The organism is Telluria sp. ZB4P37 (genome assembly GCF_059685855.1).
This window is the reverse complement of record NZ_JCASID010000013.1, coordinates 21,070-44,641: the sequence shown is the minus strand read 5'-3', so window position 1 is coordinate 44,641 and position 23,572 is coordinate 21,070. Positions and strand designations below refer to the sequence as shown.

The following is a 23,572-nucleotide window of genomic DNA, read 5'->3' as shown; positions in this document are numbered from 1 at the left end:
GGGTGCTTTCTTAAATGATCTCGAGTTCGGCGCGCAGCGAGCCGGCGGCCTTCAGGGCCTGCAGGATGGCCAGCAGGTCTTGCGGAGTGGTGCCGATCGAATTCATGGCCTTCACCACTTCGGCCAGCGAAGCGCCGCCCTTGACCATCAACACGCGGCCCGGGTCTTTCCTGACGTCGACCGAGTTGGTCTGGGTGACGACGGTGCGGCCGCGCGAACCCGGGGCCGGCTGGCTCACGGTGGTGTCGGCGCCGACGGTCACGGTCAGGTTGCCGTGCGAGATCGCGCAGTTTTCCAGCATCACGGACTGGTTCATCACCACCGAACCGGTGCGCGCATTCATGATCACCTTGGCCGAGCTCCTGGCCGGGTTGACGTCGATGCTTTCCAGCTGGCCGATGAAGGCAACGCGCTGGTCGCTCGAGGACGGCGTGCGCACGCGGATCACGCGGCCGTCCAGCGCCGTGGCGATGCCCGCGCCGAACTGGTCGTTGATGGCTTCGGTCACCCGCGCCACGGTCGAGAAATCGGTTTCCTTCAATTCCAGGCGGATCTGGTTGTCCGCACCCAGGCTCGAGGCCACGGCGCGCTCGACGGTTGCGCCGCCCGACACCTTGCCCACCGACAGGTGGTTGACCTGCACTTGCGCCCCGCCCGACTGGGCGCCGACGCCTCCCACCAGCACATTACCCTGGCCCATGGCATACACCTGGCCATCGGCGCCGTGCAGCGGGGTCATCAGCAGCGTGCCACCACGCAGGCTTTTCGCGTTACCGATCGACGACACGGTAATGTCGATCGTCTGGCCCGGCTGGGCAAAGGCCGGCAGCGAGGTAGTGACCATCACTGCCGCGACGTTCTTGAGTTGCAGCTGGGTGCCGGGCGGCAGGTTCACGCCCTTTTGCTGCAGCATCGCCTGGATCGACTGCACGGTGAACGGGGTCTGGCTGGTCTGGTCGCCGGTGCCGTCCAGGCCCACGACGATGCCGTAGCCCGACAACTGGTTCTGGCGCACGCCGGCGATGCTGGCGAGCTCTTTCAGGCGCTCGGCCTGGGCCAGGGGCGCCGCGCCCAGCAGCGCTGTGCAGAACATGGCGATCACGGTAGATTTGGAAGGCATGGCAGTCCTCAGAACGGCAGCATCGACTGGAAGAAGCGCGAGAACATGTTGCTCATCTCGGCGCGGTCGACGCGGCTGTTGGTGCGGTATTCGACGCGCGCGTCAGCCACCACGGTCGACGAGACCATGTTGCCCGGCTGGATGGTGTCCGGTGCGACCATGCCCGAGAAGCGGATGTACTCGACGCCCTTGTTCATCGCGACCTGCTTCTCGCCGGCGACGATCAGGTTGCCGTTGGTGAGCACTTCGGTGACGGTCACGCCGATCGTGCCGGTAAAGTTGTTCGAGGCGCTCTGGGTGTCGGCATCGGCGAATTTGTTCGCGCCTTCCAGTCCCACGCCGGCACCGAACTTGGCCTGCAGGATGCCAGGCGTCTTGAAGCTGGCGCTGCCCGACTTGGTGCCGGTGCTGGCGCCCGACTTGCCGGCCGAGGTGCGCTCGCTGATGTTCACCGTCAGCAGGTCGCCGATATGGCGCGCGCGGCGGTCTTCGAACATCGGGCGGTAGCTGTTGGCGTTGTAGATGGCGCCGTCGTTGGCGGGCGCCGTCTGCACCAGCATCGGGCGGCTCGAGGTCGGGCCCTGCACGATGCTGCTCGGGGTGGTCGAGCAGCCGGCCAAGGCCAGCAAACCAGCAACGATCAAGAACGAAGATTTCATAACTGAGACAGTTTCTGCAGCATCTGGTCGGACGTGGTGATCGCCTTGCTGTTGATCTCGTAGGCGCGCTGGGTCTGGATCATGTTGACCATTTCCTCGACCACGTTCACGTTGGAGGATTCGACATAGCCCTGCATCAGCACGCCGGAGCCGTTGGTGCCCGGGACGTTCAGGTTCGGATTGCCCGAAGCGCCGGTCTCGACGTACAGGTTTTCGCCGCGCGATTCCAGGCCGGCCGGATTGATGAAGGTCGCCAGTTGCAGCGAGCCGACCTGGGTCGGGGCCGCCGTGCCCGGCAGTTTCACCGACACGGTGCCGTCGCGGCCGACCGTGATCGATTCGGCATTGGCCGGGATGGTGATGGCCGGCTGCACCACGAAGCCGCTGGAAGTGACCAGCTGGCCGTTGGCATCGGTCTGGAAGGAGCCGTCACGGGTATAGGCCTGGGTGCCGTCCGGCAGCAGCACCGGGAAGAAACCGGAACCGTTGACCATGACGTCTTTCGAGTTGCCGGTCAGCTGGGGATTACCCTGGGTGAAGATGCGCTCGGTAGCGACGGTGCGCACACCGGTACCGATCTGCAGGCCCGAAGGCAGATTGGTCTGCTGCGACGACTGCGCGCCTGGCTGGCGCACGTTCTGGTACAGCAGGTCCTCGAACACCGCACGCGAACGCTTGAAGCCGTTGGTGCTGACGTTGGCGAGGTTGTTGGTGATGACGTCGAGGTTGGTCTGCTGCGCTTCGAGGCCGGTCTTGGCAATAAACAGCGATCGGATCATGGAATTCTCCTAAGTGCAGCGGACACGGTCCGCCACGTACAGGAGAATTATGCTGCAGCAACTATCAATTCAAAGCGAGGATCTGGGTGGCTTTCGCGGCGTTATTCTCGGCGTTCTTCAACAGGCTCATTTGGGTGTCGAAAGAACGTGCCAAAGCGATCATGTCGACCATCGAATCGACCGCGCTGACATTGCTGCCCTCGAGCGCGCCACCGGCCACGCGCACCGCCGGGTCAGCCTGGGCGGCGCTGCCGTTCTTCAGGCGGAACAGTCCGTCGTCGTCGCGCACCAGCTCGCCCGCCGGCGGATTGACCAGCTTCAGGCGGCCGAGGATATTGCTGGCCGAGGGCTGGTCGGTGGTGGAAATGGTCGAGATGGTGCCGTCGCCGCCCACCGTCACGGTGGCGTCGGGCGGAATCGTGATCGGGCCGCCCTCGCCGGCGATGGTGGCGCCGTTGGCTGTGGTCAGCAAACCGTTGGCGCTGGTTTGCAGCGACCCGTTGCGGGTATAGGCTTCGGTGCCGTCGGCCATCTGCACCGCCAGCCAGCCTTCGCCCTTGACGGCCACGTCGAGGTCGCGCCCGGTGACCTGCAGCGCGCCCGAGGAGAAATCGGCGCCGGGGGTCGAATTGACCACGAAGGCGCGCGTCGGCAAGCCCTCGCCCTGCACCGGCACCGCGCGGAACACGTCCATCTGGGCCCGGAAGCCCGTGGTGTTCACGTTGGCCAGGTTGTTCGAGGTCGTCGCCTGCTTTTCCAGGATGTGCTTGGCGCCGCTGGCGGCGGTGTAGATCAGGCGATCCATGTTCTTCTCTCCTTGTTACGGCTACTCGACGGTTGGTTGAACGCGCGGGCGGGTTCAAATCACGCTTGCATCAATGCGGCGTCGAATCACCGCGTATCACTTCGATTAACGCAGGTTCACCAGCGTCTGCAACACCGAATCCTGCGTCTTGATCGTCTGCGCATTCGCCTGGTACACGCGCTGCGCGGTGATCATGTTGACCAGCTCGGCGGTCAGGTCGACGTTCGAACTCTCGACGGCCGACGACTGCAGCACGCCCATGCTGCCCGAGTTCGGGGTGCCCATCAGCGGCACGCCCGAGTCGGCCGACTCGGCCCAGGCATTGTTGCCCAGCGGCTCGAGGCCATTCGGATTGGTGAAGTTGGCCAACACCACCTGGCCCAGCGGCTTGGTCTGGCCGTTGCTGTACTGGCCCAGGATGATGCCGTCCTGGCCGGTGGAGAAGCGCTGCAGGTTGCCGGCGGCATAACCGTCCTGCACGATTTTCTTTTCGCTGGTGGCGGTGCCGTACTGGGTGGTGCCGTCATAGTCGATCGTCATCGTCATGATCGCTTCGGCGCCGGTTGCCGGGAACACCGGCAGGTTCGCGGTCATCTTGCCGGCGGCCGTCGAGGTGACCTTGTTCAGGCCGCCATTGGTGTCGAACACCAGGGTGCCGATGCTCTTCGGCGGCACGTCGACGGCCTTGGCCATGGCTTCGTCGACTTCGGCCGGCGTGGTGCCCGGCACCAGTGCGGCATTGGTCGCGGCGGTGGTGATCGCGGTCTGGTTGGCGGCGGTGCCGCCGGCGGTGCCGGCAGCGGCCGACACCATGGCCGAGGCCGCGGTGGCGTAGCTGTTCAGGGCGGCGGCGATGGTGGCCGGCACTGGCGGCACGGCCTTGGTGGCGGCCTCCCAGTTGGCGCGGGCGGTGTTCACCGCGGTAAAGGCGCCGCCGGTGCCCTGGGCCGCGCCGGCCACTGCCAGGTTGGTCACTTCGGTGCCGTCGTTGGCCGCGTACACGTCCCAGCCGCCGGTGGCATTGCGTGCGTAATAGGTCGACAGCACGTGCGGATTGCCCAGCGTGTCGTACACGCTCATTGGGGTCTGCTTGTTGTAGGTGGTCGGGTCGTCCGCGTTGAAGGGCGAATTGGCCGGGGCCTTGCTGCGCGAATCCAGGTTCAGTTCCATCCGGACTTCCGAGGTCTTGACCGGCTGCAGGTCGGCGGTATTGATCTGCAGCGGCGCCGGGGCGCCTGCCGAGAGCTGGCCGTTGGCGTTCAGGCCGTAGCCGGTCAGCTTGGCGCCTTGCGCGTTGACCATGAAGCCGTTCTTGTCGAGCTCGAACTGGCCGTTGCGGCTGTACTGGACCAGGCCCGAGGTTTCGGTGCGGAAGAAGCCGCCGCCGTTGATGGCGATGTCGAGCGGATTGTTCGAGGCTTCGACGTTACCCTGGGTGAACTGCTGCGCAATGCCGGCGACCTTCACGCCGATACCGGCAGTGACGCCGCCCGAACCGTTGAGCGAGCTGGCGTAGACGTCGGCGAACTGGGTGGTCGAGCCCTTGAAGCCGACCGTGCTCGCGTTGGCGATGTTGTTACCGATGACGTCGAGGGATTTGGCAGCGCCGTTCAAGCCGCTCAGGCCTTGTTGGAAAGACATGGTGTACTCCTAATAGGTTGGTAAGCGGCTGGCTTACAAGACTTGTTTGATATCGGCCATGCTGACGGACCCCTTGACCGGCAGGTTCAGCTTGATGCCGTCCTTGCCGCTGGTGGTCACGCTCGCGACGCTGTCGAAGGACAGCCCTTTCGCATCGGTCAGCGGCTCGCCGCCGCGCAGGGCGACGACACGGAAGCTGTAGTTGCCATTGGCCAGAGTCACCGGCTTGCCGGCGGCATCGACGTTCTTCGGATCGACCACGCCGTCCCAGGCCAGCGGCAGCACGCCGGCGGCATTCGGGCCGAGGTCGATGGTCTGGACATCCTTGCCGGTAACCGGATCGGTGATCACGACCTGCACCTTGTCGGCCGCGCTGCCGAGCTCGACGCCGAGGATGGCCTTGCCATCCCGCAGTTGCACCTTGTTGCCCTCGACCAGCACGCCGTGGCCGATCAGGTTGGTTGCCTGCATCGCTTCGGCCGACTGATAGCTGGTCTTGAGCGATTCCAGGGTGGTATTCAGTTTGTTGACGCCGGTGACGGTAGAGAGCTGGGCCAGCTGGCTGGTGATCTGCGCATTGTCGAGCGGGTTCAGCGGGTCCTGGTTCTTCAGCTGGGTGACCAGGAGGGTCATGAACTTGTCGGTGTCGGCCTGTACGCTGTCGGTCTCGACCTTCTTCTTGGCGTTCATGGTCGACATCAGGTCGGCGATGTTGGCGGCCGGGGTGTTGTTGGCGATGGTGGTCATAAGTTATTGGGTATCTGGCGTTACTGACCCAGGGTCAGGGTCCGTTGCAGCATGGTCTTAGCCGCGTTCATGGTCTCGACATTGGTCTGGTAGGAGCGCGAGGCCGACAGCATGTTGACCATCTCGTCGACCACGTTCACGTTCGGCATCGCCACATAGCCCTTCTCGTCGGCCATCGGGTGCTTGGGGTCGTAGACCTGCTTGAGCGGCGACGGGTCCTCGACCACTTCGCGCACGCGCACGCCCGTGGCGCCGGACTGCTGGGGCACCGCCTCGAACACGACCGCCTTGGCGCGGTAGGCTTCGCCGTTGGCGCTGGTGGCGCTGTCGGCATTGGCCAGGTTGCTGGCCACGGTGTTCAGGCGCTGCGCCTGGGCGCTCATCGCCGAACCCGACACATTGAAGATATTGAATAGCGACATGCTGATACTCCTTACTGACCCTGGATGGCCGCGAGCAGGCCCTTGATCTGGTGGTTGATCATCGTGATGCCGGCTTCGTAGCGCAGCGCGTTGTCGGCGAACTGGTTGCGCTCCACGTCCATGTCGACCGTGTTGCCGTCGACCGCGCCCTGCACCACGCCGCGGTACATGACCGGGGTGCCGTTCGAGAGCATGTCGCCGGTGGGCTTGCCCTGGCCGATGTGGTTCTGGGCGGTGGTCGCCATCGGACCATTGGCGCCCTTGGCGGCCAGCGCACCCCGCAGCGCGGAGCTGAAATCGATGTCCCGCGCCTTGTAGTTGGGCGTGTCGGCGTTGGCGATGTTCGACGCCAGCAGCTCCTGGCGCTGGGCGCGCAGGGACAGGGCCTTTTCATTGAAGTTCAGGTACTGGTCGATTTTGCCGATCATGCCGCCTCCGGGCTGGGACTTATTGGGACAGCACCGATCATACGGATGGGCAACAAACACCAATCGATGGAGAAAGGACCGCAAACCCCGGCTATTCAAAGTTTCACTATGGAATCATGCTGCCTAAAATGGCAGCATTCGAGATAGCTTGCGATGCGTAGGGTGGGCGGCTTCGCCGCCCGCGCGTTCAACGTCGGCATGATTTGCCGCGGAGCGTTAACGCAAACCTGATTTGAACGCGCGGGCGCAGGTCAGTCCACTGGACCGACCTGCCCTGCCCGCCCTACGGTCGTCCTCTTACCGGAGTTAGCCTTTAATGAAATGCCACATCGCTGCCCTGCTCCTCCTGCTCGCGCCCTTCGCCTCCGCCCAGCAGGTCCCCGCGCGCCAGAACCTCCCTGCCCTGCGCGCGGTCGTGGAGCAGTATTTGCAGACCCAAACCGCCGGCCTGCCGGGCCAGGTGAGCGTGAAAGTCGGCAATGTCGACCCGCGCACCAGCCTGGCCGCCTGCCCGGCGCCGGAAGCCTTCCAGCAGCCGGGCGCGCGGGCGTGGGGGAAAACAACGGTGGGCGTGCGTTGCACCGCGCCGGCGCCATGGACGGTGTATATTCAGGCGACGGTGAGCGTGGTGGCCGAGTATGTTGCCGCCGCCGTGCCGCTGGCCCAGGGCCAGCCGGTCGACGCCGGCCAGCTCGTCATGATGCAGGGCGATATCGCCGCGATGCCAAACGGCATCATCACCGATATGGCCCAGGCAATCGGGCGCACGCCGACCGCGTCGCTGCAGGCGGGAACACCGCTGCGGCTCGATACGCTCAAGGCCAAACCGGTCGTGCAACAGGGCCAGGCAGTGCGGCTGGTCTCGAAAGGCGCGAACTTCTCGGTGTCAGCGGAAGCACGAGCGCTCGGCAATGCCGGCGAAGGCCAGGTAGCGCAGGCGCGCACCCAGTCGGGCACCGTGGTGAGCGGCACCGCACGCAGCGGCGGCGTCATCGAAATCGCGATCTGAAAACTGTCACCTGGCAGCGCAGCATAATTTCATTCAATGGCCTTTTCTGCACTAAAGTTTGTGAAATCCGCGCCGTTACCGGTTGCAGATACCGGAGTTTCCGCTCCGAACAGAGAAGGATGATGCTGTGAAAATCAACGATACCATCAAGGGCAACCCAGGCCTTCAGCCGGCGACGACGCCGGCCAACAATACCCGCACCGACAAGGCGGCGACCACCGCAGCCACGCCTGCGGCAACCGACAGCGTGCGCCTGTCCTCGCAGGGCCAGGCCATGGCCGCTGCCGTGGGCGCGAACAACCAGGTGTTCGACACCAAGAAAGTTGAACGCATCAAGATGGCCATCGCCGATGGCCAGTTCCAGGTCAATTCCGAGAAAGTCGCCGACGGCCTGCTCGACACCGTGCGCGACTTGCTCCATTCACGCAAGCGATAATTTTTCATGCCCACCAGCCCGATCACGACCCTCCCCACTGAACAGCAACACGTCATCTCCCTGCTGGAGTTGATGAAGCAGGAACAAACGCTGCTGGTCGCAGCGGACGCCGACGGGCTGGCGCAACTCACTCCCCGCAAGAACGCGCTGCTTCAGGCGCTGGCCGAACTGTCGGCCGAACGCCATGCGGCGCTGGCCGCTGCCGGCTGCGAAGGATCGGAAGCAGGCATGGAACCGTGGCTGGCAGTCGGCGGCACGCCCGAAGCACAAGCCCAGTGGGAAGGCTTGCTGGAGCTGGCCCGCCAGGCCAAGGAACTCAACCGCGTCAACGGCATGCTGATCAACAAGCAGCTGGCACACAACCAGGGCGTGCTCAACGCCTTGCGCATGCCGGCCGGCGCCGAGGCCGGCGGCGTGTACGGCTCCAGCGGGCAGACCGTGGCAGGCGGGCCGTCGAAGCGCTTCGTGGTTGGTTAGACTAATGAAGACTTGATGTGTGTCCCGGGGCGTACATGGTCTCTTGCCAGGACGCGTTCGATCACGCCTTCAGGAATCCTGACACTTTCCAGGAACTCTCTGGTGTATTCAGAGCCACGGGAGCGGCGCAGTACGACGCCGACATCAACCAACATTTGTTGATGGGCATTGACTCGGCGTTCCATATGGCATTTGCTGTTCGAATCGTTCATACGTCTGAGCCACCCTCGGCACGTCTTGCCTGATTTCAGGTAGTCGACGACTACCGCCCGAGTTTTGCAGGTCCGTTGCACTAAAATTCGGAACAGGGTCTTACGGCGCCTGGCAACATTATCCGTGCAATCACGGCTTCGGAAGTCTTCACATCCTCTAAAAACCCGCGTGCATACGCCGGGCCACAGTCCCGCCGCAGCGCCACTCCAATATCAACAAGCGCCTGCTGATAAGTGTCTCTACGGCTATCGATTTTGTTGTCCATACAAGCCTCCGCAGGTTCACTATACGACATAAACCATGCCAATTTGCCGCCATATTTCTATATCGTCCACGCGCGAAGGATAGGGCACAGGCACCTTGCATGCAAAATGAAGGCGAATCTACTGCGCGAGCGCCTGCGCCAGCTCACACTGGAGAACGTACGGACGCTTCGTACATGTTTTTTTAGGCTGGACAGTATTGCGTGTCATCCGACTGCCCAGCCCTCGTGATCAATCCGTTGACGAGTCCAGTCAATTCGCTTCACCGTAGCGACGCCGCCTTGTCGGCCTCGTCAACACGCGGATCACAACATCGGGCGGCATGTGCTGGTCAAGAAGCTCTTCCGCAGCGGCGAATACATCATGCGAACTGGCGGCGTTAATTGCTGCATCGATCAGGTCGGGAAGCGGCAGAACTGCCTGCTCGCAGCAAGCGCGCGTTATTCCCCGCACTGCATGCAGCGTGCCGCCGAGACAGCGCTTTCGCAGGTAGAATTCGCTCTCGATAAAATAAGGGCTGACAATGAAAAAGACCGACCTGGCAAAGAGCGATGCCAAGAAACTGATGAACCAGATGGGCGCGAAGGGTGGCGCATTCGGCACGTCCGCCGCACCTGCCGTCGACCGGCGCGAGCAGCGCGAGCGTGAGCGCGCGCTGGGACTGGTGCCGTTTGCCGTCAAGCTCAACGGCGACCTGGTGCAACAGCTGCAAACGCTGAGCAAGGAACGCGGCGTCGATATGAACGCCCTGGTGGCGGAGCTGCTGCAAAAAGGCTTGTCCGCCTGAGCATGGGGTTGCGAACCTGCCCTGCCAGGTTCGCAACCGTGAATTGCATGCGTTGCCTTGAGGGCAGCTTCAGCGCAATGCAGGATCAGCGAGACCGTGCTCTTCACGCTTTGCGGCCAGGACTCGACGGGGCCCGACGACGTCGCCTGTGTTATCGAGAAACGACATGGCAGCAGGCGCAGGCAGGACACCAGGATGGTTCATGGAAATGCCCGGATAGGGGCCGTGGGCGAATATACGTGACCACGCCGGCGCACGGAGCGTCGCGACGCTTGTGCGGGTGCTCAGCCCTGCGCCGCCCGCAGCATCGCCTCGATCCTCCCCGGCTCCACCGGACGGCTGAAGTGGAAACCCTGCATCTGGTCGCAGCCATGTTCAAGCAGGTAGGCCAGCTGCTCGCCCGTCTCGACGCCTTCCGCAATCACGTTCAGCTTCATCGAATGCGCCAGCGCGATCACCGCGTTGACGATGGCGGCGTCGTCGGCGTCCTGGGTCAGGTCCATGACGAAGGAGCGGTCGATCTTGAGGCTGTGGATCGGGAAACGCTTGAGGCTGGCCAGGCTCGAGTAGCCGGTGCCGAAATCGTCGATCGCCAGCTGCACGCCCATGGCGGCCAGGCGCCCCATGGTTTCGGTGGCGGCCACCGGGTTTTCCATCAGCACGCTTTCGGTGATTTCCAGGGTCAGGTAGCCCGGGTCGCAGCCGGTGCGCTCGAGCAGCGCGGCCACGCACTGGGCCACGTCCTGTCCCAGGAACTGGCGCGCCGACAAATTCACGCTCATGCGCACCGGTGGCAAGCCGGCCTGGCGCCAGGCCACCTGCTGGGCCATGGCAGTGGCCAGCACCCATTCGCCGATCGGCACGATCAGGCCGGTTTCCTCGGCCAGCGGAATGAAGTCGGCAGGCGAGACCATGGCGCGGTTCTGCGGCTGCCAGCGCAGCAGCGCCTCGACGCCGGTGACCACGCCGCTGCCGATGTCGACCACCGGCTGGTAATGCAACAGGAATTCCTGGCGCTGCAGGGCGCGTTGCAGGGCGCCTTCCATGCGCAGGTGCTCGACCGCCTGGGCGCCCATCTCGGCCGTATAAAACGAGTAGTGGTTGCCGCCCTGCGCCTTTGAGCCGTACATGGCGCTGTCGGCGCACTTGAGCAAGGTAGCGCTGTTTTCGCCGTCGCGCGGGTACATGGCGATGCCGATGCTGCCCGATGGGAAGACTTCCTGGCCGCACAGCGTCAAGGGCTGGAACAGGTTCTCCAGCAGCTTGCGCGCGACCCGGGCCGCGTCTTCCTGGCCTGCCAGGTCGGGCAGCACCACCACGAATTCGTCGCCGCCCTGGCGCGCCACGGTGTCGCTCTCGCGCAGGCTGTTCGACAAGCGGCGCGCGATCTCGACGATCAGGCCGTCGCCGGCATCGTGGCCGAGGCTGTCGTTGACGTGCTTGAAGCGGTCCAGGTCGATGAACATCACCGCCACCTGGCGCCCGGCCCGGTGCGCATGCATGATGGCCTGGCCAAGCCGGTCCTGCATCAGGACGCGGTTCGGCAGGCCGGTGAGCGCGTCGTGGTTGGCCATGCGCAGCAGCGCTTCCTCGGCTTGCTTCTGGCCCTGGATGTCGTTGATGACGCAGATGAAGCGCTGGTTGCCGTTGACGTCGCGCATCGCCGAGACGTTCACGCTCACCCACGCGCGCGCGCCATCGCGCCGCAACAGGCGTTTCTCTAACTGGTAGTCGCTGACCTGGCCCAGCTTCAGGCGTGTCATGAGCGCCTGCTCTTCCGCCATGTCTTCCGCGCAGGTGAGCTGCTGGAAAAAGCGCTGCAGCAGTTCCATTTCGGTATAGCCCAGGATCTGCGACATCTTGCTGTTGGTACGCAGCACGCGCCCGTCCGCGCCCAGCAGCACGATGCCCACCGCGGCCTGGTTGAAGGTGAGCCGGAAGAATTCCTCGCTTTCCTGCAGGCGCAGGCGCGCCTTGCGGCGGAAGGTGATGTCCTGGCCGATCAGCAGCAGCATGTAGCCGCCGTCCTTGCGGGTGCGGCGGATGTTGAAGTCGACATAGCGCACGCCGTCGGCGCGGCCGTCGAGCGTGACCAGCACATTGTCGTGGGGCGCGCCGGAATCCAGCGCCTCGGCTGCATGGCGGGCCAGTTCCGGACAGGCGATCAGGTCGCCGAGCGCCAGTTTCTGCTCGAACAGCAGGTCGTCCGGCACGCCAAGCAGCTCGGCCATCATGCGATTCATCGAGCAGGCGCGCAAGGCCGCATCGACCATGACCAGGCCGGCGGGCATGGCGTCGATCACCTGTTCCAGGTAGTTCTGGTTCTGCAAGTGGGTGTCGGCAAAATCCGGCAGGGCGTTCATCGGTAGTGGCATTTCATGACGGACCTGCAGCCCGAAGGCAATATTTATTGTGGGATAGGGTCATTGCATGATAGCAATCCACGTAGCTTGAATCGAGCAGATAATCACGAATAATCACACCTGTTGTGAATACACCATATCGCACGTACGGATTTGTTGCCGAAAGCCAATGAAATCTTGGGATGGCGCAAGGCTGGACGATGGCGGCAGCAGCACAGTAGGACGAATCCCATCCTCTAGAGGAGTCCGCTATGCCACGCCGTCTGCCCCTATCCCTGTCCTTCCTGCTTTCCCTTGCCGCCACCCCTGCCATGGCCCAGGACGTGACCGTGACGCTCAGGCCCGTGCGCCAGAATTTTGCCCGCAGCGACGACGTACGGGTAGAGGTCACGCTGGCCAACACCGGCTTGAGCCCGCAAGCCATCCTGAAATGGCATACCCCGGTCGAGGGCGTGGAAGGGCCGCTGTTCGAGGTGCAGCGCGACGGCCAGCCGGTGCGTTATCTCGGCATCGAGGCCAAGCGACCGGCGCCGGGCCCCAACGATTACGTACGGCTGGAGCCGGGAGCGTCGATTTCGACCGTGGTGGAGCTGTCGGCGCTGTACGAGATGCACGTGACCGGCTCCTACCTGCTCCGCTACCGCACCGCCGCGGCCGGCCTGTTCGGCAGCGCCAGCGTGCGCCGGATGACGGGGGCGCTGGCCTCGAACACGGCCGGTATCTGGATCGAGGGCCGCCTGCCGCGCGGCGCACGGCCGCCGGCCAAGCAGGCCGCCCCCGGCAGCGGGCTGGAATTCAGCAAATGCTCGAACGCCCAGCAAGAGCAGTTGGCGGCAGCGGTCGACGCCGGCCGCTCGATGACGGTCGAGGGCCATGCCTACCTGACAGCCCGCACGGCCTATGGCGCGCGCTACGGCACCTGGTTCGGCGCCGTCGATCCCGTGCGCGGCGCGGCGGTGACCAGGAATTTCACGGCGATCCGCGATGCGTTCGAGACCAAGCCCCTGAAGATCGATTGCGGCTGCAACGCCTCGTATTTCGCCTACGTCTACCCGGCCCAGCCCTACACGATCTATGTCTGCAAGGCCTTCTGGACGGCGGCGCTGACCGGCACCGATTCGCGTGGCGGCACCCTGCTCCACGAGCTGAGCCACTTCGACGTCGTGGCCGCCACCGACGATCACGTGTACGGGCAGTCGGGCGCTTCCGACCTGGCGCGAACCGATCCGGGACGAGCAGTCAACAACGCCGATTCGCACGAATACTTCGGGGAGAATACGCCTCAACAACAATGACGAAGGGTAATTGCTAGCACTTGTACATACCAATTTCCAGCGCACGATTGAACATTTTCGGATCTTGTTGACTTTCCACAAATACTGTCACGTTTGGCACGAATCGACTTTACACATACTCATCATTCCGTGATTATTAGTTAGAGTTATTCCTTAGCACCGAAGTAACTCGATAAGGCCAAGGCAAGGCCACATAACTATTTTTCATACGGAGAATGAATATGAGCTGGAATGGCATCGTGAAGTCGGCAGTGGGCGCTGCGGCGCTGATGGTGGCATGTGGCGCGGTTGCGGCGCCGAAGGGCGTCTCGGTCAGCGTTACGCCCGAGAAGAACGCGCTGGGGCAGGACGAAGACGTGATGGTCAGTGTCACCATCACCAACAACTCGGGCGCGCCGCAATATGTGCTCAAGTCGCGTACCCCGTTCGAGGGCGTGGACCATCCGCTGTTCGACATCAAGCGCGACGGCCAGACGGTCCCTTACCTGGGCACCCTGGTCAAGCGCGCCGCGCCGACCCGGTCCGACTACTTCGTGCTCAAGCCGGGCGCCTCGCACACCGTCAAGGTCGAGCTCTCGAGCCTGTACGACATGAGCGTGAGCGGCGACTACCAGATCAGCTACAAGACCAATTCGCCACAGCTGTTCCTGGGCACCGCGGCCGCCGGCGGCGACACCGCGTCGATCGCCTCGGCGCCGGCCTCGGTGTGGATCGACGGGCGCGTCGCGCGCGGCGAGAAATCAAAAGTGGAACTCGACCTCGAAGCCATGAAGGCGCCGTCGCCGACGCCATCCGCCGGCAGCCTCTCGTTTAGTCGCTGCACGACCTCGCAGCAAAGCACCGTGATCTCGGCCATGTCCGCCGGCCTGAACATGGCCACCGACGGCGACGCCTACATGACGCGCGGCGTGATCGGCTCGCGCTACACCAAGTGGTTCGGCGCCGACAACAGCACCCGCGTGGCCACCGTGAAGTCGAACTACGCCGCGATCAAGGACGCGTTTGCGAACAAGCCGGTGACGGTCGACTGCGGCTGCAACAAGACATATTACGCCTATGTGTACCCGACCCAGCCGTACAAGATCTATGTCTGCAAGGCCTTCTGGACCGCGCCAATGACCGGCACCGATTCGAAGGGCGGCACCCTGGTGCATGAAATGAGCCACTTCGACGTGGTCGCCGGCACCGACGACAACGTGTACGGCCAGGCTGGCGCCGCCAACCTGGCGATCACCAATCCTGACCTCGCGGTGCAGAACGCCGACTCGCACGAGTACTTCGGCGAGAACACCCCGGCGCTGAACTAAGCGTTGTAGTCCGGTCCGTCGCGGATCTTCGGAATGGGCGGCTTTGCCGCCCATTTTACGTTTCGCGGCGGCGCTCCCGTCACCGGCTGAAGCTGAAACGCACCGGCGCCGCCGGGCTGTTGTTCACCGCATCGAGCTGCTTCAGGTCGGCCAGCCAGGGGCCGTCGTATCGGATCTCGTAGCTGCCCTTGCCCTTCCTGAAGGCATAGGTCGGCGTGATGTCGATGGTGTTCATGTGTATGGTGTGCGGCGCGACCGGATGGTAATCCCGGGCCGTCAGTGCGCCGCGCTTGACCATCATGCCGGTGTAGTCGAGCGGCTTGCCGGGCCTGGCGCCGCTCATTTCGAGCACCTCGAAGCGGCGGCCGGTGAGTTCGTCTTCGGCGGCTACTTCGCGCGGCACGTAGATGGTGGTCTCGCCATGGTTCTCGACCGTCAGGCGCAGCTTCACCTTGCCGCCGGCGGTCTCGACCTCGAGCTGGTGGCGCACGGTCGCGTCTTTCTCCACGGCGCCCACGGCGCTCACCAGGCCGCCCAGGGCGAGGAAGAGCAGCGGGAGGATTCGTTTGACATGCATTCGTGCTCCTTGAAAGAATATTTCAAACAGACGGCAAAAATGACATTTTATTTCAAAGCTGACGGCAATGGTTCTGGTGTCGTTGCCAGGATCATCACGGCAACGCGCCGGTTGCGCGCCTGGTTGACCGGGCTGTCGTTGCGCGCCACCGGCCGCGTCGAGCCATGCCCGATCGCCGACAGCCGCGGCGCCGAGACCCCGCCCTCGATGAACAGCCGCACCACGCTGGCCGCGCGCACCGCCGACAGTTCCCAGTTCGATGCGTATTGGGGCGTGGCGATCGGCAGGTCGTCGGTATGGCCTTCGACTTCGATCATGTGCGGGTGATTCTTGAGCAGGCCGGCCACTTCGCGCAGCACGTCGCGCGCGTCCGGCTGCAGCACCGCTTCGCCCTGGTCGAACAGCGCACTGGCATTGATCTCGACGCTGATGCCGCGTGCATTCTGGGTCACCCGCACCTGGCCCGATTTCACCAGCGGCAGCAGGGTCGCCGACAGGTCTTTCGCCAGGGTCTCCATGCGCTGGCGCTCGCGCCGCGCGGCTTCGATCCGCTTGCGGTTGACGATGTGCGACAGCGGCAGCGCCGGTTCGACCCGGGTAGCGGCTTGGGGCGCGAGGCTGCGTCCGCCGAAGGCGTCGCCCAGCGCTTCGGACAGCACCGCGTACTTGCCTTCGTTGACGATGGAAATCGCATACATCACGACAAAAAAAGCGAACAGCAGCGTGATGAAATCGGCGTAGGAAATCAGCCAGCGCTCGTGGTGCTCGGCCGAGCCGTTCGAATCGTCGTAGCGTTTGCGCGCCATGCCGCTTAGTGGCGCGCCAGCAGCGACGCCACCCGTTCGTCGACCACGCGGGTGTGGTCGCCGCTGGCGAGGTCGTGGAAGACTTCGGCGAGGATTTCGTACTGCGCCACCTTGTCGCTGACGATGGCTTTCAGTTTATTCCCGACCGGGAAGAAGAACAGGTTGGCCAGCCCGACGCCATACACAGTCGAGACAAAGGCCACCGCGATGCCGGAACCCAGGCGCGACGGGTCGGACAGGTTTTCCATTACGTGGATCAGGCCCAGCACCGCGCCCAGGATGCCGATGGTCGGCGAATAGCCGGCGGCCGATTCCCAGATGCGCGCGGCCTGGCGCTGGGCGAATTCGTAGGCGCTGATTTCGCTCTCGAGCAGGCTGCGGATCTTGTCCGGATTGATGCCGTCCACCACCAGGCGCAGGCCCTTCTGGATGAATTTATCCTGCGTTCCCATGTACTGCTCGAGCGACAGCAGGCCGTCGCGCCGTGCGGTGAGGCTCCACAGCGCGATCTCGCGCGAGAGCTTGTCGCGGCTTGACTTCGGCGGGAAGAACACCCAGCGCAGCATGCGCATGCCGTGCAGGAAGCTGCGGGTCTCGCTTTGCAGCAGCACGGCCCCGAAGGTGCCGACCACCACGATGGCGAAGGCGGCCGGCTGCACCAGCGACGCGAACTTGCCGCCGTCGAGCGTGTGGCCCACCAGGATGCCCGCCAGCGCGAGCACCAGCCCGGCTACGCTGGCCCAGTCCATAATTGCTCCTTGAGCGAGGCACGCAGCCGCGACACCGCCTGGGTGTGCAGCTGCGACACGCGCGATTCACTCACGCCCATCACCGCGCCGATTTCCTTCAGATTGAGTTCTTCCTCGTAGTACAGGCCCATCAGCATCTTCTCGCGCGGCGGCAGCTTGTCGATGGCGTCGATGACGGCCTGGCGGAAGTCGGTGTCGAGCAGCGAGCGCAGCGGATCGGCATCGTCGACCGCATAGCGGTCGAGGAAGCCGGCGCTGCCGCCGTCGCCTTCGTCGTCGTGGAAGTCTTCGTAGTACAGCAGCTGGTGGCCGCCGCCGTCGCCCAGCATGTCCTGGTATTCGGACAGCGGGATTTTCAGGGACTTGGCGATTTCGGATTCGCTGGCCGGGCGCCCCAGGCGCTGCTGCAGCGCTTCCATCGCCGCTTCGACCTTGCGCATATTCTGGCGCGTGCTGCGCGGCATCCAGTCGCTTGAGCGCAGTTCGTCGAGCATGGCGCCGCGGATGCGCAGCACCGCATAGGTCTCGAACTGGGCGCCGTGGTTGTCTTCGTAGCGGTTGATCGCATCGAGCAGGCCGATCATGCCCGCCTGCACCAGGTCATCGACTTCCACGGAAGGCGGCAGCTTGGCCTTCATGTGGTGGGCAAGACGCTTCACCAACGGCATGTGCTCCGTCAGCAAATGGTTCTTGTCCGATATTCCTTTGACCGTGTACATGCGTTGCTTGTCTTCTTTTCTTCTCTAGCAGGTCAGGACCCGAAATGTGCGCCGCCTCCCCGCCCCAGCTGCGGCATCGCGTGCAGCGCGAACTTGCCTGCCAGCTGGCGGAAAGCAACCGATGCACCCGCCAGCGGGAAGGCATCAACCACGGCGCGCCCCAGGCGCGCGGCGCGGTGCAGGTATTCGTCGGCCGGTACCGAGCCCATCGAATTGAGGGTCACCGCCAGGTAGCGTGTTGCCGCGGTAGACATATTATCGTATACAACCTTGGCTTCCGCCTCTGTCGCGCCGGTAACGAGGATGCCGAAAGGACGGCGGCCCAGTTGGTGCGACAAATGCTTGATCAAGGCGTAGGCATTCGTGATCGAGGCGGCCGAGGTCCCGACCTGCACCACGATCTCGGAACTGGCCATCAGCGGCAGCGGCAATTCGCCGTCCGGGCCGAGTTCGGCGTCCACCATCACGATGCCGGCCTGCTTGACCAGCACGTCGAAGGTCTTGGCCAGGCGGCGCGCATCGTCCGCGCGCTGCGGGGTGCCCAGCGAGGCCACCGAAAAGCCCTGCGGCACGGCGTGCAGGACCTGGTTCAGGCCGCACTCCTGGCGCGCCACGTTGGCCAGCGCGGCGGCGCGGCTGATGCCCAGGCGGCGGGCGACGCCGTACTCGCGCTCGCAGGCGTCCACGATCAAGACGTCGTTGCCGGTCTGGGCCAGCGAGGCGCCCAGGTTGACGAGCATGGCGCCCTTGTCGTCTTCAGGGGTGGCGGAAAGAAAAGTGACGATGCGCGGGCGCGGGCCCTGCAGCATCCGGCGCAGGCCTTCGGCCTGGTCGAAATCGAAACTAGCCAAGGGACACCTCGCGCAGGCTGCGGTCGTTGTGCAGGTTGCCAGCATTTGCGCCGGCGGCGGCCATCATCAGCGGCAGGTCGGCATCGCTAAAGCCGTTGCCGGCGGCGCGCGAACGGAAGGCGCGGTCGACCAGCATGGCGCGGTCGGCCAAGTGCAGGTCTTCCGGCACGCGCTGGCCGTTCGAGATGTAGTGCAGGTTCAGCTTCTGGCGGATCACGACGTCGAGCACGTTGCCGATCGAAGCGGCTTCATCCAGCTTGGTCATGATGCAGCCGGCCAGGCCGCCGCCCTGGTAGGCGCGCACCACTTCGTTCAGGGTCTCGTTGGTCGAGGTCGCGTTCAGGCACAGCAGGCGCTTCACGTCGGCGCCGGATTCGCTCAGCATGGCTACTTGTTCCGTCACCATCTGGTCGCGCTGCGACATGCCGATGGTGTCGATCAGCACGGTGTGCTTGTTCTTGAGTTCTTTCAAAGCAATCCGCAGGTCGGCTTCGTCCTTCACCGAGTGCACCATCACGCCCAGGATCTTGCCGTAGATGCGCAGCTGCTCGTGGCCGCCGATACGGTAGGCATCGGTGGTGATCAGCGCCAGCTTGTCGGCGCCGTGGCGCATCACGCAACGCGCCGCCAGTTTTGCGGTGGTGGTGGTCTTGCCGACGCCGGTCGGGCCGACCAGGGCGAACACGCCGCCGCGCGACAGCAAATCGTCTTCGTTGGCGATGGTGGTCAGGTTACGGGCCAGCACCGTCTTGATCCAGCGGAGGGCTTCGGCCGCGTCTTTCGTGGCCGGCATCTTGTCGATCAGGTAGCGCGCCAGCGTCGCCGAGAAACCGGCGGCCAGCATTTCGCGCAGCACGGCGTTCTTTTGCGGCTCGCGCTGCGAGCTGGCATTCCACGACAGCTCGGCCAACTGGGTTTCCATCATGCCGCGCATGGCGCGGATTTCATTCATCATGCCGCTCATTTCGAGCGTGGCCGATTCCTTGGCCTGGGCGATGGCGGCGCTCATCATCGAGCTCATGGCGGCCATGTCGATGGTGGAGGCCTGGGCCGGGGCGCGGCGGTTTTCGTAGGTCGGCGGGATGTCTTCGGCGACAGGGGCTGCGCGGCGTTCCACATAGGGCTGGCCCGCGAACGGGTCCATCTGCGGCTGGGCGGCGGCGCGCGCTGCGGCCTGGCGTGGTTCGGGAGCGGTGAAGGCGGGAGCGAAGGCGGCCGGGGCGCGGGCGAAGACCGGTTCCGGGTCGAAGTCGTTGTCGAAGGCGCCGAACTGCGGCTGCGCTTCTTCGATGCTCGGGGAGGACAGCGAGGCGACGTCGTCGTTGTCCAGCGCCAGGATCTCGACCACGCCGTCGACCGGACGGTTGGACAGGATGACCGCGTCAGGACCGAGCGCCTCGCGCACCTTGCGCAAGGCGTCACGGGAGGTAGCCGCTGTAAATTTCTTCACGTTCATCGTTGTTCTCCGCACTTCACTGTACTGTTCTATGTCTTCTGCAGGCGAAACCGCCCGTCCATGGTTCGTATTATTGGCGATGCCGTGGAGAAACCATCGGGGGAGTAACGAGGGGAAAAGGGCCTATTTCAAATGGCGGGGGTGTACAGCGGATGCTTCGTCGGGAGACGAATGCTGCGGGTGGCGGTCGACGGGTTTTGCCGAAGGCGCTGGAGAGGCCTTGTTCGCGCCACCAGCCAACGTCACCTCCCCCCCGCAGGCGGGGACGACGGTTTCGCAGATCGATGAATGAAACGACGCATGTAGCAAGCGAACCCAGGGAGAACAACCCACACGGCGCTCCCTCCCCTTACATAGGCACCCCGACCAGACTGGTCACCCGGATCGTCTTGGTCTCCGGAATCTCGTTATGCGACAGCACCTTCAGCTGCGGCACCGCGCGGCGCAGGAAACGCGACAGCAGGACGCGCAGCGGGGCCGGCACCAAGAGCACGGGGCTCAAGCCCAACTCTTCCTGCTGCTGGGCCGCATTGGCCGCCTGCTGGGCGATGGTGTCGGCCAGGCCCGGCTCGATGCCGGCGCCGTCGCCGCCCGTGCCCATGGCCTGCATCAGCAAGCGCTCGAGGCGGTTGTCGAGGGTCATCACCGACAATTCGTTCATGCCCGGGAACAGCTGCTGCACGATGGCGCGGCCCAGCGCCACCCGCACCATGGCGGTCAGCTCGTTCGGGTCTTGCGTCTGGGTCGCATATTCCGACAAGGCTTCGATGATGGTGCGCATATCGCGGATGTGCACGCCTTCCTGCAGCAGGTTCTGCAGCACTTTCTGCAGGGTCGACAGCGAGACGATCTTCGGCACCAGGTCTTCCACCAGCTTCGGACTCGCCTTGCCCAGGTGATCGAGCAGGTCCTGGATTTCCATGCGGCCCAGCAGTTCCGAGGCGTGGGTCGTGATCAGGTGGTTCAGGTGGGTCGCCACCACGGTGCCGGCGTCGACCACGGTATAGCCCATGCTCTGCGCTTCGTCGCGCAGGCTGGCGTCGATCCAGGTGGCCGGCAAGCCAAAAGCCGGATCGACCGTCACCAGGCCCGGCAGCGCGCCGCTGGCCATGCCCGGGTTGATCGCCAGGAATTGGCCGTTCATCGCTTCGCCAGTGCCCACTTCCACGCCCTTGAGCGTGATGCGGTAGGCAGAAGGCTTGAGTTCCAGGTTGTCGCGGATGTGCACGGGCGGCGCCAGGAAGCCGACTTCCTGGGCGAATTTCTTGCGGATGCCCTTGATACGCTTGAGCAGCTCGCCGCCCTGTGTCTTGTCCACCAGCGGAATCAGGCGGTAGCCCACTTCCAGGCCGAGGGTGTCGACCGCCATGACGTCCTGCCAGGTCGCTTCTTCGGATTCGGCCGGGGCAGCCGCGCCACCGGTGCCGGCTGCCGCAGCCTCAAGCGCCGCAGCCGCTTCCTGGGCCGGCGCCTCCCTGCGGCGCTTGGCGATCATATAGCCGCCACCAATCAGGGCGCCGCCCAGCAGCAGGAACACCAGGTTCGGCATGCCCGGGATCAGGCCCAGCGCGAGGATGATGCCGCCGGTGATGTAGAGCGCTTCCGGTCGGGCGAACAGCTGGGTGGTCAACTGGGTGCTGATGTCTTCGTCGCTGGCCACGCGCGAGACCACCATACCGGCCGCGATCGAGATGATCAGCGAAGGCAGCTGGGCCACCAGGCCGTCACCGATGGCCAGCAGCGTGTAGACCTCGGCCGCTTTGGCGAATTCCATGTCGTGCTGGACGATACCGATGATCAGGCCGCCGATGACGTTGATCAGGGTGATCATGATGCCGGCCACGGCGTCGCCCTTGACGTATTTGGACGCACCGTCCATCGCGCCGTAGAACTCGGCCTCTTGCGCGACTTCGTTGCGGCGCCTGCGGGCATCGGCTTCGCCGATCAGGCCGGCGTTCAGGTCGGCGTCGATCGCCATCTGCTTGCCCGGCATCGCGTCCAGGGCGAAGCGCGCGCCGACTTCGGCGATGCGTCCCGCACCCTTGGTCACGACCGAGAAGTTAATGATGGTCAGGATGATGAACACGACGATACCGACCGTGTAGTTACCGCCGATCAGGAAGTGGCCGAAGGCCTCGATGACCTTGCCGGCCGCGGCGCCGCCGGTATGGCCTTCGGTCAGGACGATACGGGTCGAAGCCACATTGAGCGACAGGCGCAACATCGTGGAGACCAGCAGGATGGCCGGGAAGGCCATGAAGTCGAGCGGCTTGACCGTGTACAGCGCGGTCAGCAGGACGATGACGGACAGCGCGATGTTAAAGGAGAAGAACACATCGAGGATGAAGGCCGGCAGCGGCAGGATCATCATCGCCAGCAGGACGATGATGAGCAGCGGCGCGGCCAGCGCGTTGCCGCCCCTGGCGCCGAGGCCGTTCATCCATGCCGGCAGTCTGATGCTGTTCATTATTGGGTTGCTCCGTTATTCAGGCTGCCCGGACCTTTGTAGGCCGGATCGTTCGGGTCCATCTCTGCCGGCACCGCCAGTTTGGTCGGGCGATCCGGGTAATTGCCGTCGCCGGTCTTGTAGGCGCGCAGCTGGTAGACATAAGCGAGCACTTCGGCCACGGCCGAGAACAGCTTTTCCGGGATCTCTTCGTCGATGTCGGTGTGCTTGTACAGCGCACGGGCCAGGGCCGGGGCTTCCAGCAGCGTCACCTTGTGTTCGGCGCCGAGCTCGCGGATCTTGGCCGCGACGTCGTCGATACCCTTGGCCACCACGCGCGGCGCACCCTTCTGGCCGTCGGCATACTTCAGCGCCACCGCATAGTGGGTCGGGTTGGTGACGATCACATCAGCAGTAGGCACATTCTGCATCATCCGGCCGCGCGCCATTTCGCGCTGGAGCTGGCGAATCCTGCCCTTCATCTGCGGATTGCCGTCCGATTCCTTGGATTCCTGGATCACTTCCTGGCGCGTCATCTTCAGCTTGTCGTTGTAGTGCCACAGCTGCCACGGTCCGTCGATGGCCGCGATCAGGCCCAGTGCGCCGGTAATGAACAGGAAGGCCTTGGCCATCAGCTCGCCCACGTGGGCGCTGCCGGCGTTCAGCGGCTCGACCGCCAGGCCGAGGAAGGCTTCCTTCTGGCCATTGATGACGACCCAGGCCACGGCGCCGACCACCAGGGTCTTGGCGATGGCCTTGAGCAGCTCGATCAGGGCATTGGTGGAAAACATGTTGCCGATGCCCTTGATCGGGTTCAGCTTCATGAAGTTCGGCATGAAAGCCTTGGACGAGAACAGCCAGCCGCCGATCAAGAGCGGCGAGGCCAGCGCGACCAGCATGATCAGGCCGGCCAGCGGCAGGCAGGCGATCAGGACGTCGATCAGGTCATTCGTGATGCGCTGGATCAGGACGTCGGGGTTGTAGATTTGCTCACGGCTCAGGGACAGGCCGGAATGCAGGGTCTGGCCGAGCTTGCCCGCGAGGGTGCCGCCGGTCATGTAGAGGCCGGCGCCGGCGGTCATCAGGACGGTGAAGGTGGCGATTTCGCGCGAGCGGGGAACGTCGCCATCCTCACGGGCTTTTTCAAGCCTCCTGGGTGACGCTGGTTCTGTCTTCTCTGCATCGCTGTCTTCCGACATCCCTGCTCCTGTTAATTA

The 23,572-nt window shown here is 64.3% G+C and carries 23 protein-coding genes; 6 read left to right on the top strand and 17 right to left on the bottom strand.

The window, feature by feature from the left end:
• Positions 1-10 precede the first annotated feature (10 nt).
• The 8 genes from AC56K1_RS18265 to flgB all read right to left on the bottom strand — a co-directional run bounded on the left by AC56K1_RS18265 (position 11) and on the right by flgB (position 6,601).
• On the bottom strand, positions 11-1,120 hold the full coding sequence (locus tag AC56K1_RS18265) for a flagellar basal body P-ring protein FlgI (RefSeq protein WP_497159221.1): 1,110 nt from the start codon (positions 1,118-1,120) through the stop codon (positions 11-13).
• An 8-nt stretch (positions 1,121-1,128) separates the two neighbouring features.
• Positions 1,129-1,779, bottom strand: a complete 651-nt coding sequence (locus AC56K1_RS18260; protein ID WP_497159220.1) for a flagellar basal body L-ring protein FlgH — start codon at positions 1,777-1,779, stop codon at positions 1,129-1,131.
• On the bottom strand, positions 1,776-2,558 hold the full coding sequence (gene flgG, locus AC56K1_RS18255; RefSeq protein ID WP_171082384.1) for a flagellar basal-body rod protein FlgG: 783 nt from the start codon (positions 2,556-2,558) through the stop codon (positions 1,776-1,778). Before flgG ends, AC56K1_RS18260 begins: the two co-directional genes overlap by 4 nt.
• A 64-nt stretch (positions 2,559-2,622) precedes the next feature.
• Positions 2,623-3,363: a flagellar basal-body rod protein FlgF gene (gene flgF, locus AC56K1_RS18250; RefSeq protein ID WP_497159219.1), complete on the bottom strand. Its 741-nt coding sequence runs from the start codon at positions 3,361-3,363 to the stop codon at positions 2,623-2,625.
• A gap of 105 nt (positions 3,364-3,468) precedes the next feature.
• Positions 3,469-5,004: a flagellar hook protein FlgE gene (locus tag AC56K1_RS18245; protein WP_497159218.1), complete on the bottom strand. Its 1,536-nt coding sequence runs from the start codon at positions 5,002-5,004 to the stop codon at positions 3,469-3,471.
• 33 nt (positions 5,005-5,037) lie between these two features.
• Positions 5,038-5,751, bottom strand: coding sequence for a flagellar hook assembly protein FlgD (locus AC56K1_RS18240; protein WP_497159217.1), 714 nt, complete (start codon positions 5,749-5,751; stop codon positions 5,038-5,040).
• Between the two features lie 20 nt (positions 5,752-5,771).
• A complete protein-coding gene (gene flgC, locus AC56K1_RS18235; protein WP_497159216.1) occupies positions 5,772-6,173 on the bottom strand; it encodes a flagellar basal body rod protein FlgC in 402 nt (133 codons plus the stop codon).
• An 11-nt stretch (positions 6,174-6,184) separates the two neighbouring features.
• The gene (flgB, locus tag AC56K1_RS18230; protein ID WP_497159215.1) at positions 6,185-6,601 is read right to left on the bottom strand and encodes a flagellar basal body rod protein FlgB; all 417 of its coding nucleotides are present in this window, start codon (positions 6,599-6,601) and stop codon (positions 6,185-6,187) included.
• A 316-nt stretch (positions 6,602-6,917) separates the two neighbouring features.
• On the opposite strand from flgB, the gene flgA reads away from it, so the two are divergent.
• The 4 genes from flgA (at position 6,918) to AC56K1_RS18210 (ending at position 9,786) form a co-directional block, all read left to right on the top strand.
• The gene (flgA, locus tag AC56K1_RS18225) at positions 6,918-7,610 is read left to right on the top strand and encodes a flagellar basal body P-ring formation chaperone FlgA (protein ID WP_497159214.1); all 693 of its coding nucleotides are present in this window, start codon (positions 6,918-6,920) and stop codon (positions 7,608-7,610) included.
• 127 nt (positions 7,611-7,737) lie between these two features.
• The gene (flgM, locus tag AC56K1_RS18220) at positions 7,738-8,046 is read left to right on the top strand and encodes a flagellar biosynthesis anti-sigma factor FlgM (RefSeq protein ID WP_497133502.1); all 309 of its coding nucleotides are present in this window, start codon (positions 7,738-7,740) and stop codon (positions 8,044-8,046) included.
• 6 nt (positions 8,047-8,052) lie between these two features.
• Positions 8,053-8,523 (top strand): flagella synthesis protein FlgN, encoded by a 471-nt coding sequence (locus AC56K1_RS18215; RefSeq protein WP_497159213.1) that lies wholly within the window; start codon positions 8,053-8,055, stop codon positions 8,521-8,523.
• Positions 8,524-9,522: 999 nt separating this feature from the next.
• Positions 9,523-9,786 (top strand): hypothetical protein, encoded by a 264-nt coding sequence (locus AC56K1_RS18210; protein WP_497159212.1) that lies wholly within the window; start codon positions 9,523-9,525, stop codon positions 9,784-9,786.
• Between the two features lie 284 nt (positions 9,787-10,070).
• On the opposite strand, the gene AC56K1_RS18205 is transcribed toward AC56K1_RS18210, so the two are convergent.
• Entirely contained in the window at positions 10,071-12,149 is a 2,079-nt protein-coding gene (locus tag AC56K1_RS18205) for a putative bifunctional diguanylate cyclase/phosphodiesterase (protein WP_497159211.1), read from the bottom strand.
• 251 nt (positions 12,150-12,400) lie between these two features.
• On the opposite strand from AC56K1_RS18205, the gene AC56K1_RS18200 reads away from it, so the two are divergent.
• Both AC56K1_RS18200 and AC56K1_RS18195 read left to right on the top strand, forming a co-directional pair.
• Complete coding sequence (locus AC56K1_RS18200; protein ID WP_497159210.1) at positions 12,401-13,444, top strand: M35 family metalloendopeptidase; 1,044 nt, start codon at positions 12,401-12,403, stop codon at positions 13,442-13,444.
• Positions 13,445-13,665: 221 nt separating this feature from the next.
• Complete coding sequence (locus tag AC56K1_RS18195; protein WP_497159209.1) at positions 13,666-14,751, top strand: M35 family metalloendopeptidase; 1,086 nt, start codon at positions 13,666-13,668, stop codon at positions 14,749-14,751.
• Between the two features lie 79 nt (positions 14,752-14,830).
• On the opposite strand, the gene AC56K1_RS18190 is transcribed toward AC56K1_RS18195, so the two are convergent.
• From AC56K1_RS18190 to flhB, 8 genes are all read right to left on the bottom strand, one after another.
• On the bottom strand, positions 14,831-15,328 hold the full coding sequence (locus AC56K1_RS18190; protein WP_497159208.1) for a hypothetical protein: 498 nt from the start codon (positions 15,326-15,328) through the stop codon (positions 14,831-14,833).
• A gap of 47 nt (positions 15,329-15,375) precedes the next feature.
• Positions 15,376-16,134, bottom strand: a complete 759-nt coding sequence (gene motD / locus AC56K1_RS18185) for a flagellar motor protein MotD (RefSeq protein WP_497159207.1) — start codon at positions 16,132-16,134, stop codon at positions 15,376-15,378.
• Positions 16,135-16,139: 5 nt separating this feature from the next.
• On the bottom strand, positions 16,140-16,883 hold the full coding sequence (locus AC56K1_RS18180; RefSeq protein WP_497159206.1) for a flagellar motor protein: 744 nt from the start codon (positions 16,881-16,883) through the stop codon (positions 16,140-16,142).
• Entirely contained in the window at positions 16,865-17,602 is a 738-nt protein-coding gene (locus tag AC56K1_RS18175) for an RNA polymerase sigma factor FliA (protein ID WP_497159205.1), read from the bottom strand. The genes AC56K1_RS18180 and AC56K1_RS18175 overlap by 19 nt, the downstream gene beginning before the upstream one ends.
• Before the next feature lie 32 nt (positions 17,603-17,634).
• Positions 17,635-18,453 (bottom strand): MinD/ParA family ATP-binding protein, encoded by an 819-nt coding sequence (locus AC56K1_RS18170; protein ID WP_497159204.1) that lies wholly within the window; start codon positions 18,451-18,453, stop codon positions 17,635-17,637.
• Positions 18,446-19,909: a flagellar biosynthesis GTPase FlhF gene (flhF, locus tag AC56K1_RS18165; RefSeq protein ID WP_497159203.1), complete on the bottom strand. Its 1,464-nt coding sequence runs from the start codon at positions 19,907-19,909 to the stop codon at positions 18,446-18,448. The genes AC56K1_RS18170 and flhF overlap by 8 nt, the downstream gene beginning before the upstream one ends.
• Before the next feature lie 349 nt (positions 19,910-20,258).
• Positions 20,259-22,376, bottom strand: a complete 2,118-nt coding sequence (flhA, locus tag AC56K1_RS18160; protein ID WP_497159202.1) for a flagellar biosynthesis protein FlhA — start codon at positions 22,374-22,376, stop codon at positions 20,259-20,261.
• Positions 22,376-23,554 (bottom strand): flagellar biosynthesis protein FlhB, encoded by a 1,179-nt coding sequence (gene flhB / locus AC56K1_RS18155; RefSeq protein WP_497159201.1) that lies wholly within the window; start codon positions 23,552-23,554, stop codon positions 22,376-22,378. Before flhB ends, flhA begins: the two co-directional genes overlap by 1 nt.
• Between the last annotated feature and the right edge of the window lie 18 nt (positions 23,555-23,572).

Bases quoted from the DNA above. Each gene is read 5' to 3' on its own strand.
- AC56K1_RS18265 (WP_497159221.1), bottom strand. From the start codon at position 1,120: ATGCCTTCCAAATCTACCGTGATCGCCATGTTCTGCACAGCGCTGCTG.
- AC56K1_RS18260 (WP_497159220.1), bottom strand. From the start codon at position 1,779: ATGAAATCTTCGTTCTTGATCGTTGCTGGTTTGCTGGCCTTGGCCGGC.
- flgG (WP_171082384.1), bottom strand. From the start codon at position 2,558: ATGATCCGATCGCTGTTTATTGCCAAGACCGGCCTCGAAGCGCAGCAG.
- flgF (WP_497159219.1), bottom strand. From the start codon at position 3,363: ATGGATCGCCTGATCTACACCGCCGCCAGCGGCGCCAAGCACATCCTG.
- AC56K1_RS18245 (WP_497159218.1), bottom strand. From the start codon at position 5,004: ATGTCTTTCCAACAAGGCCTGAGCGGCTTGAACGGCGCTGCCAAATCC.
- AC56K1_RS18240 (WP_497159217.1), bottom strand. From the start codon at position 5,751: ATGACCACCATCGCCAACAACACCCCGGCCGCCAACATCGCCGACCTG.
- flgC (WP_497159216.1), bottom strand. From the start codon at position 6,173: ATGTCGCTATTCAATATCTTCAATGTGTCGGGTTCGGCGATGAGCGCC.
- flgB (WP_497159215.1), bottom strand. From the start codon at position 6,601: ATGATCGGCAAAATCGACCAGTACCTGAACTTCAATGAAAAGGCCCTG.
- flgA (WP_497159214.1), top strand. From the start codon at position 6,918: ATGAAATGCCACATCGCTGCCCTGCTCCTCCTGCTCGCGCCCTTCGCC.
- AC56K1_RS18215 (WP_497159213.1), top strand. From the start codon at position 8,053: ATGCCCACCAGCCCGATCACGACCCTCCCCACTGAACAGCAACACGTC.
- AC56K1_RS18210 (WP_497159212.1), top strand. From the start codon at position 9,523: ATGAAAAAGACCGACCTGGCAAAGAGCGATGCCAAGAAACTGATGAAC.
- AC56K1_RS18205 (WP_497159211.1), bottom strand. From the start codon at position 12,149: ATGAACGCCCTGCCGGATTTTGCCGACACCCACTTGCAGAACCAGAAC.
- AC56K1_RS18200 (WP_497159210.1), top strand. From the start codon at position 12,401: ATGCCACGCCGTCTGCCCCTATCCCTGTCCTTCCTGCTTTCCCTTGCC.
- AC56K1_RS18195 (WP_497159209.1), top strand. From the start codon at position 13,666: ATGAGCTGGAATGGCATCGTGAAGTCGGCAGTGGGCGCTGCGGCGCTG.
- AC56K1_RS18190 (WP_497159208.1), bottom strand. From the start codon at position 15,328: ATGCATGTCAAACGAATCCTCCCGCTGCTCTTCCTCGCCCTGGGCGGC.
- motD (WP_497159207.1), bottom strand. From the start codon at position 16,134: ATGGCGCGCAAACGCTACGACGATTCGAACGGCTCGGCCGAGCACCAC.
- AC56K1_RS18180 (WP_497159206.1), bottom strand. From the start codon at position 16,883: ATGGACTGGGCCAGCGTAGCCGGGCTGGTGCTCGCGCTGGCGGGCATC.
- AC56K1_RS18175 (WP_497159205.1), bottom strand. From the start codon at position 17,602: ATGTACACGGTCAAAGGAATATCGGACAAGAACCATTTGCTGACGGAG.
- flhF (WP_497159203.1), bottom strand. From the start codon at position 19,909: ATGAACGTGAAGAAATTTACAGCGGCTACCTCCCGTGACGCCTTGCGC.
- flhA (WP_497159202.1), bottom strand. From the start codon at position 22,376: ATGAACAGCATCAGACTGCCGGCATGGATGAACGGCCTCGGCGCCAGG.
- flhB (WP_497159201.1), bottom strand. From the start codon at position 23,554: ATGTCGGAAGACAGCGATGCAGAGAAGACAGAACCAGCGTCACCCAGG.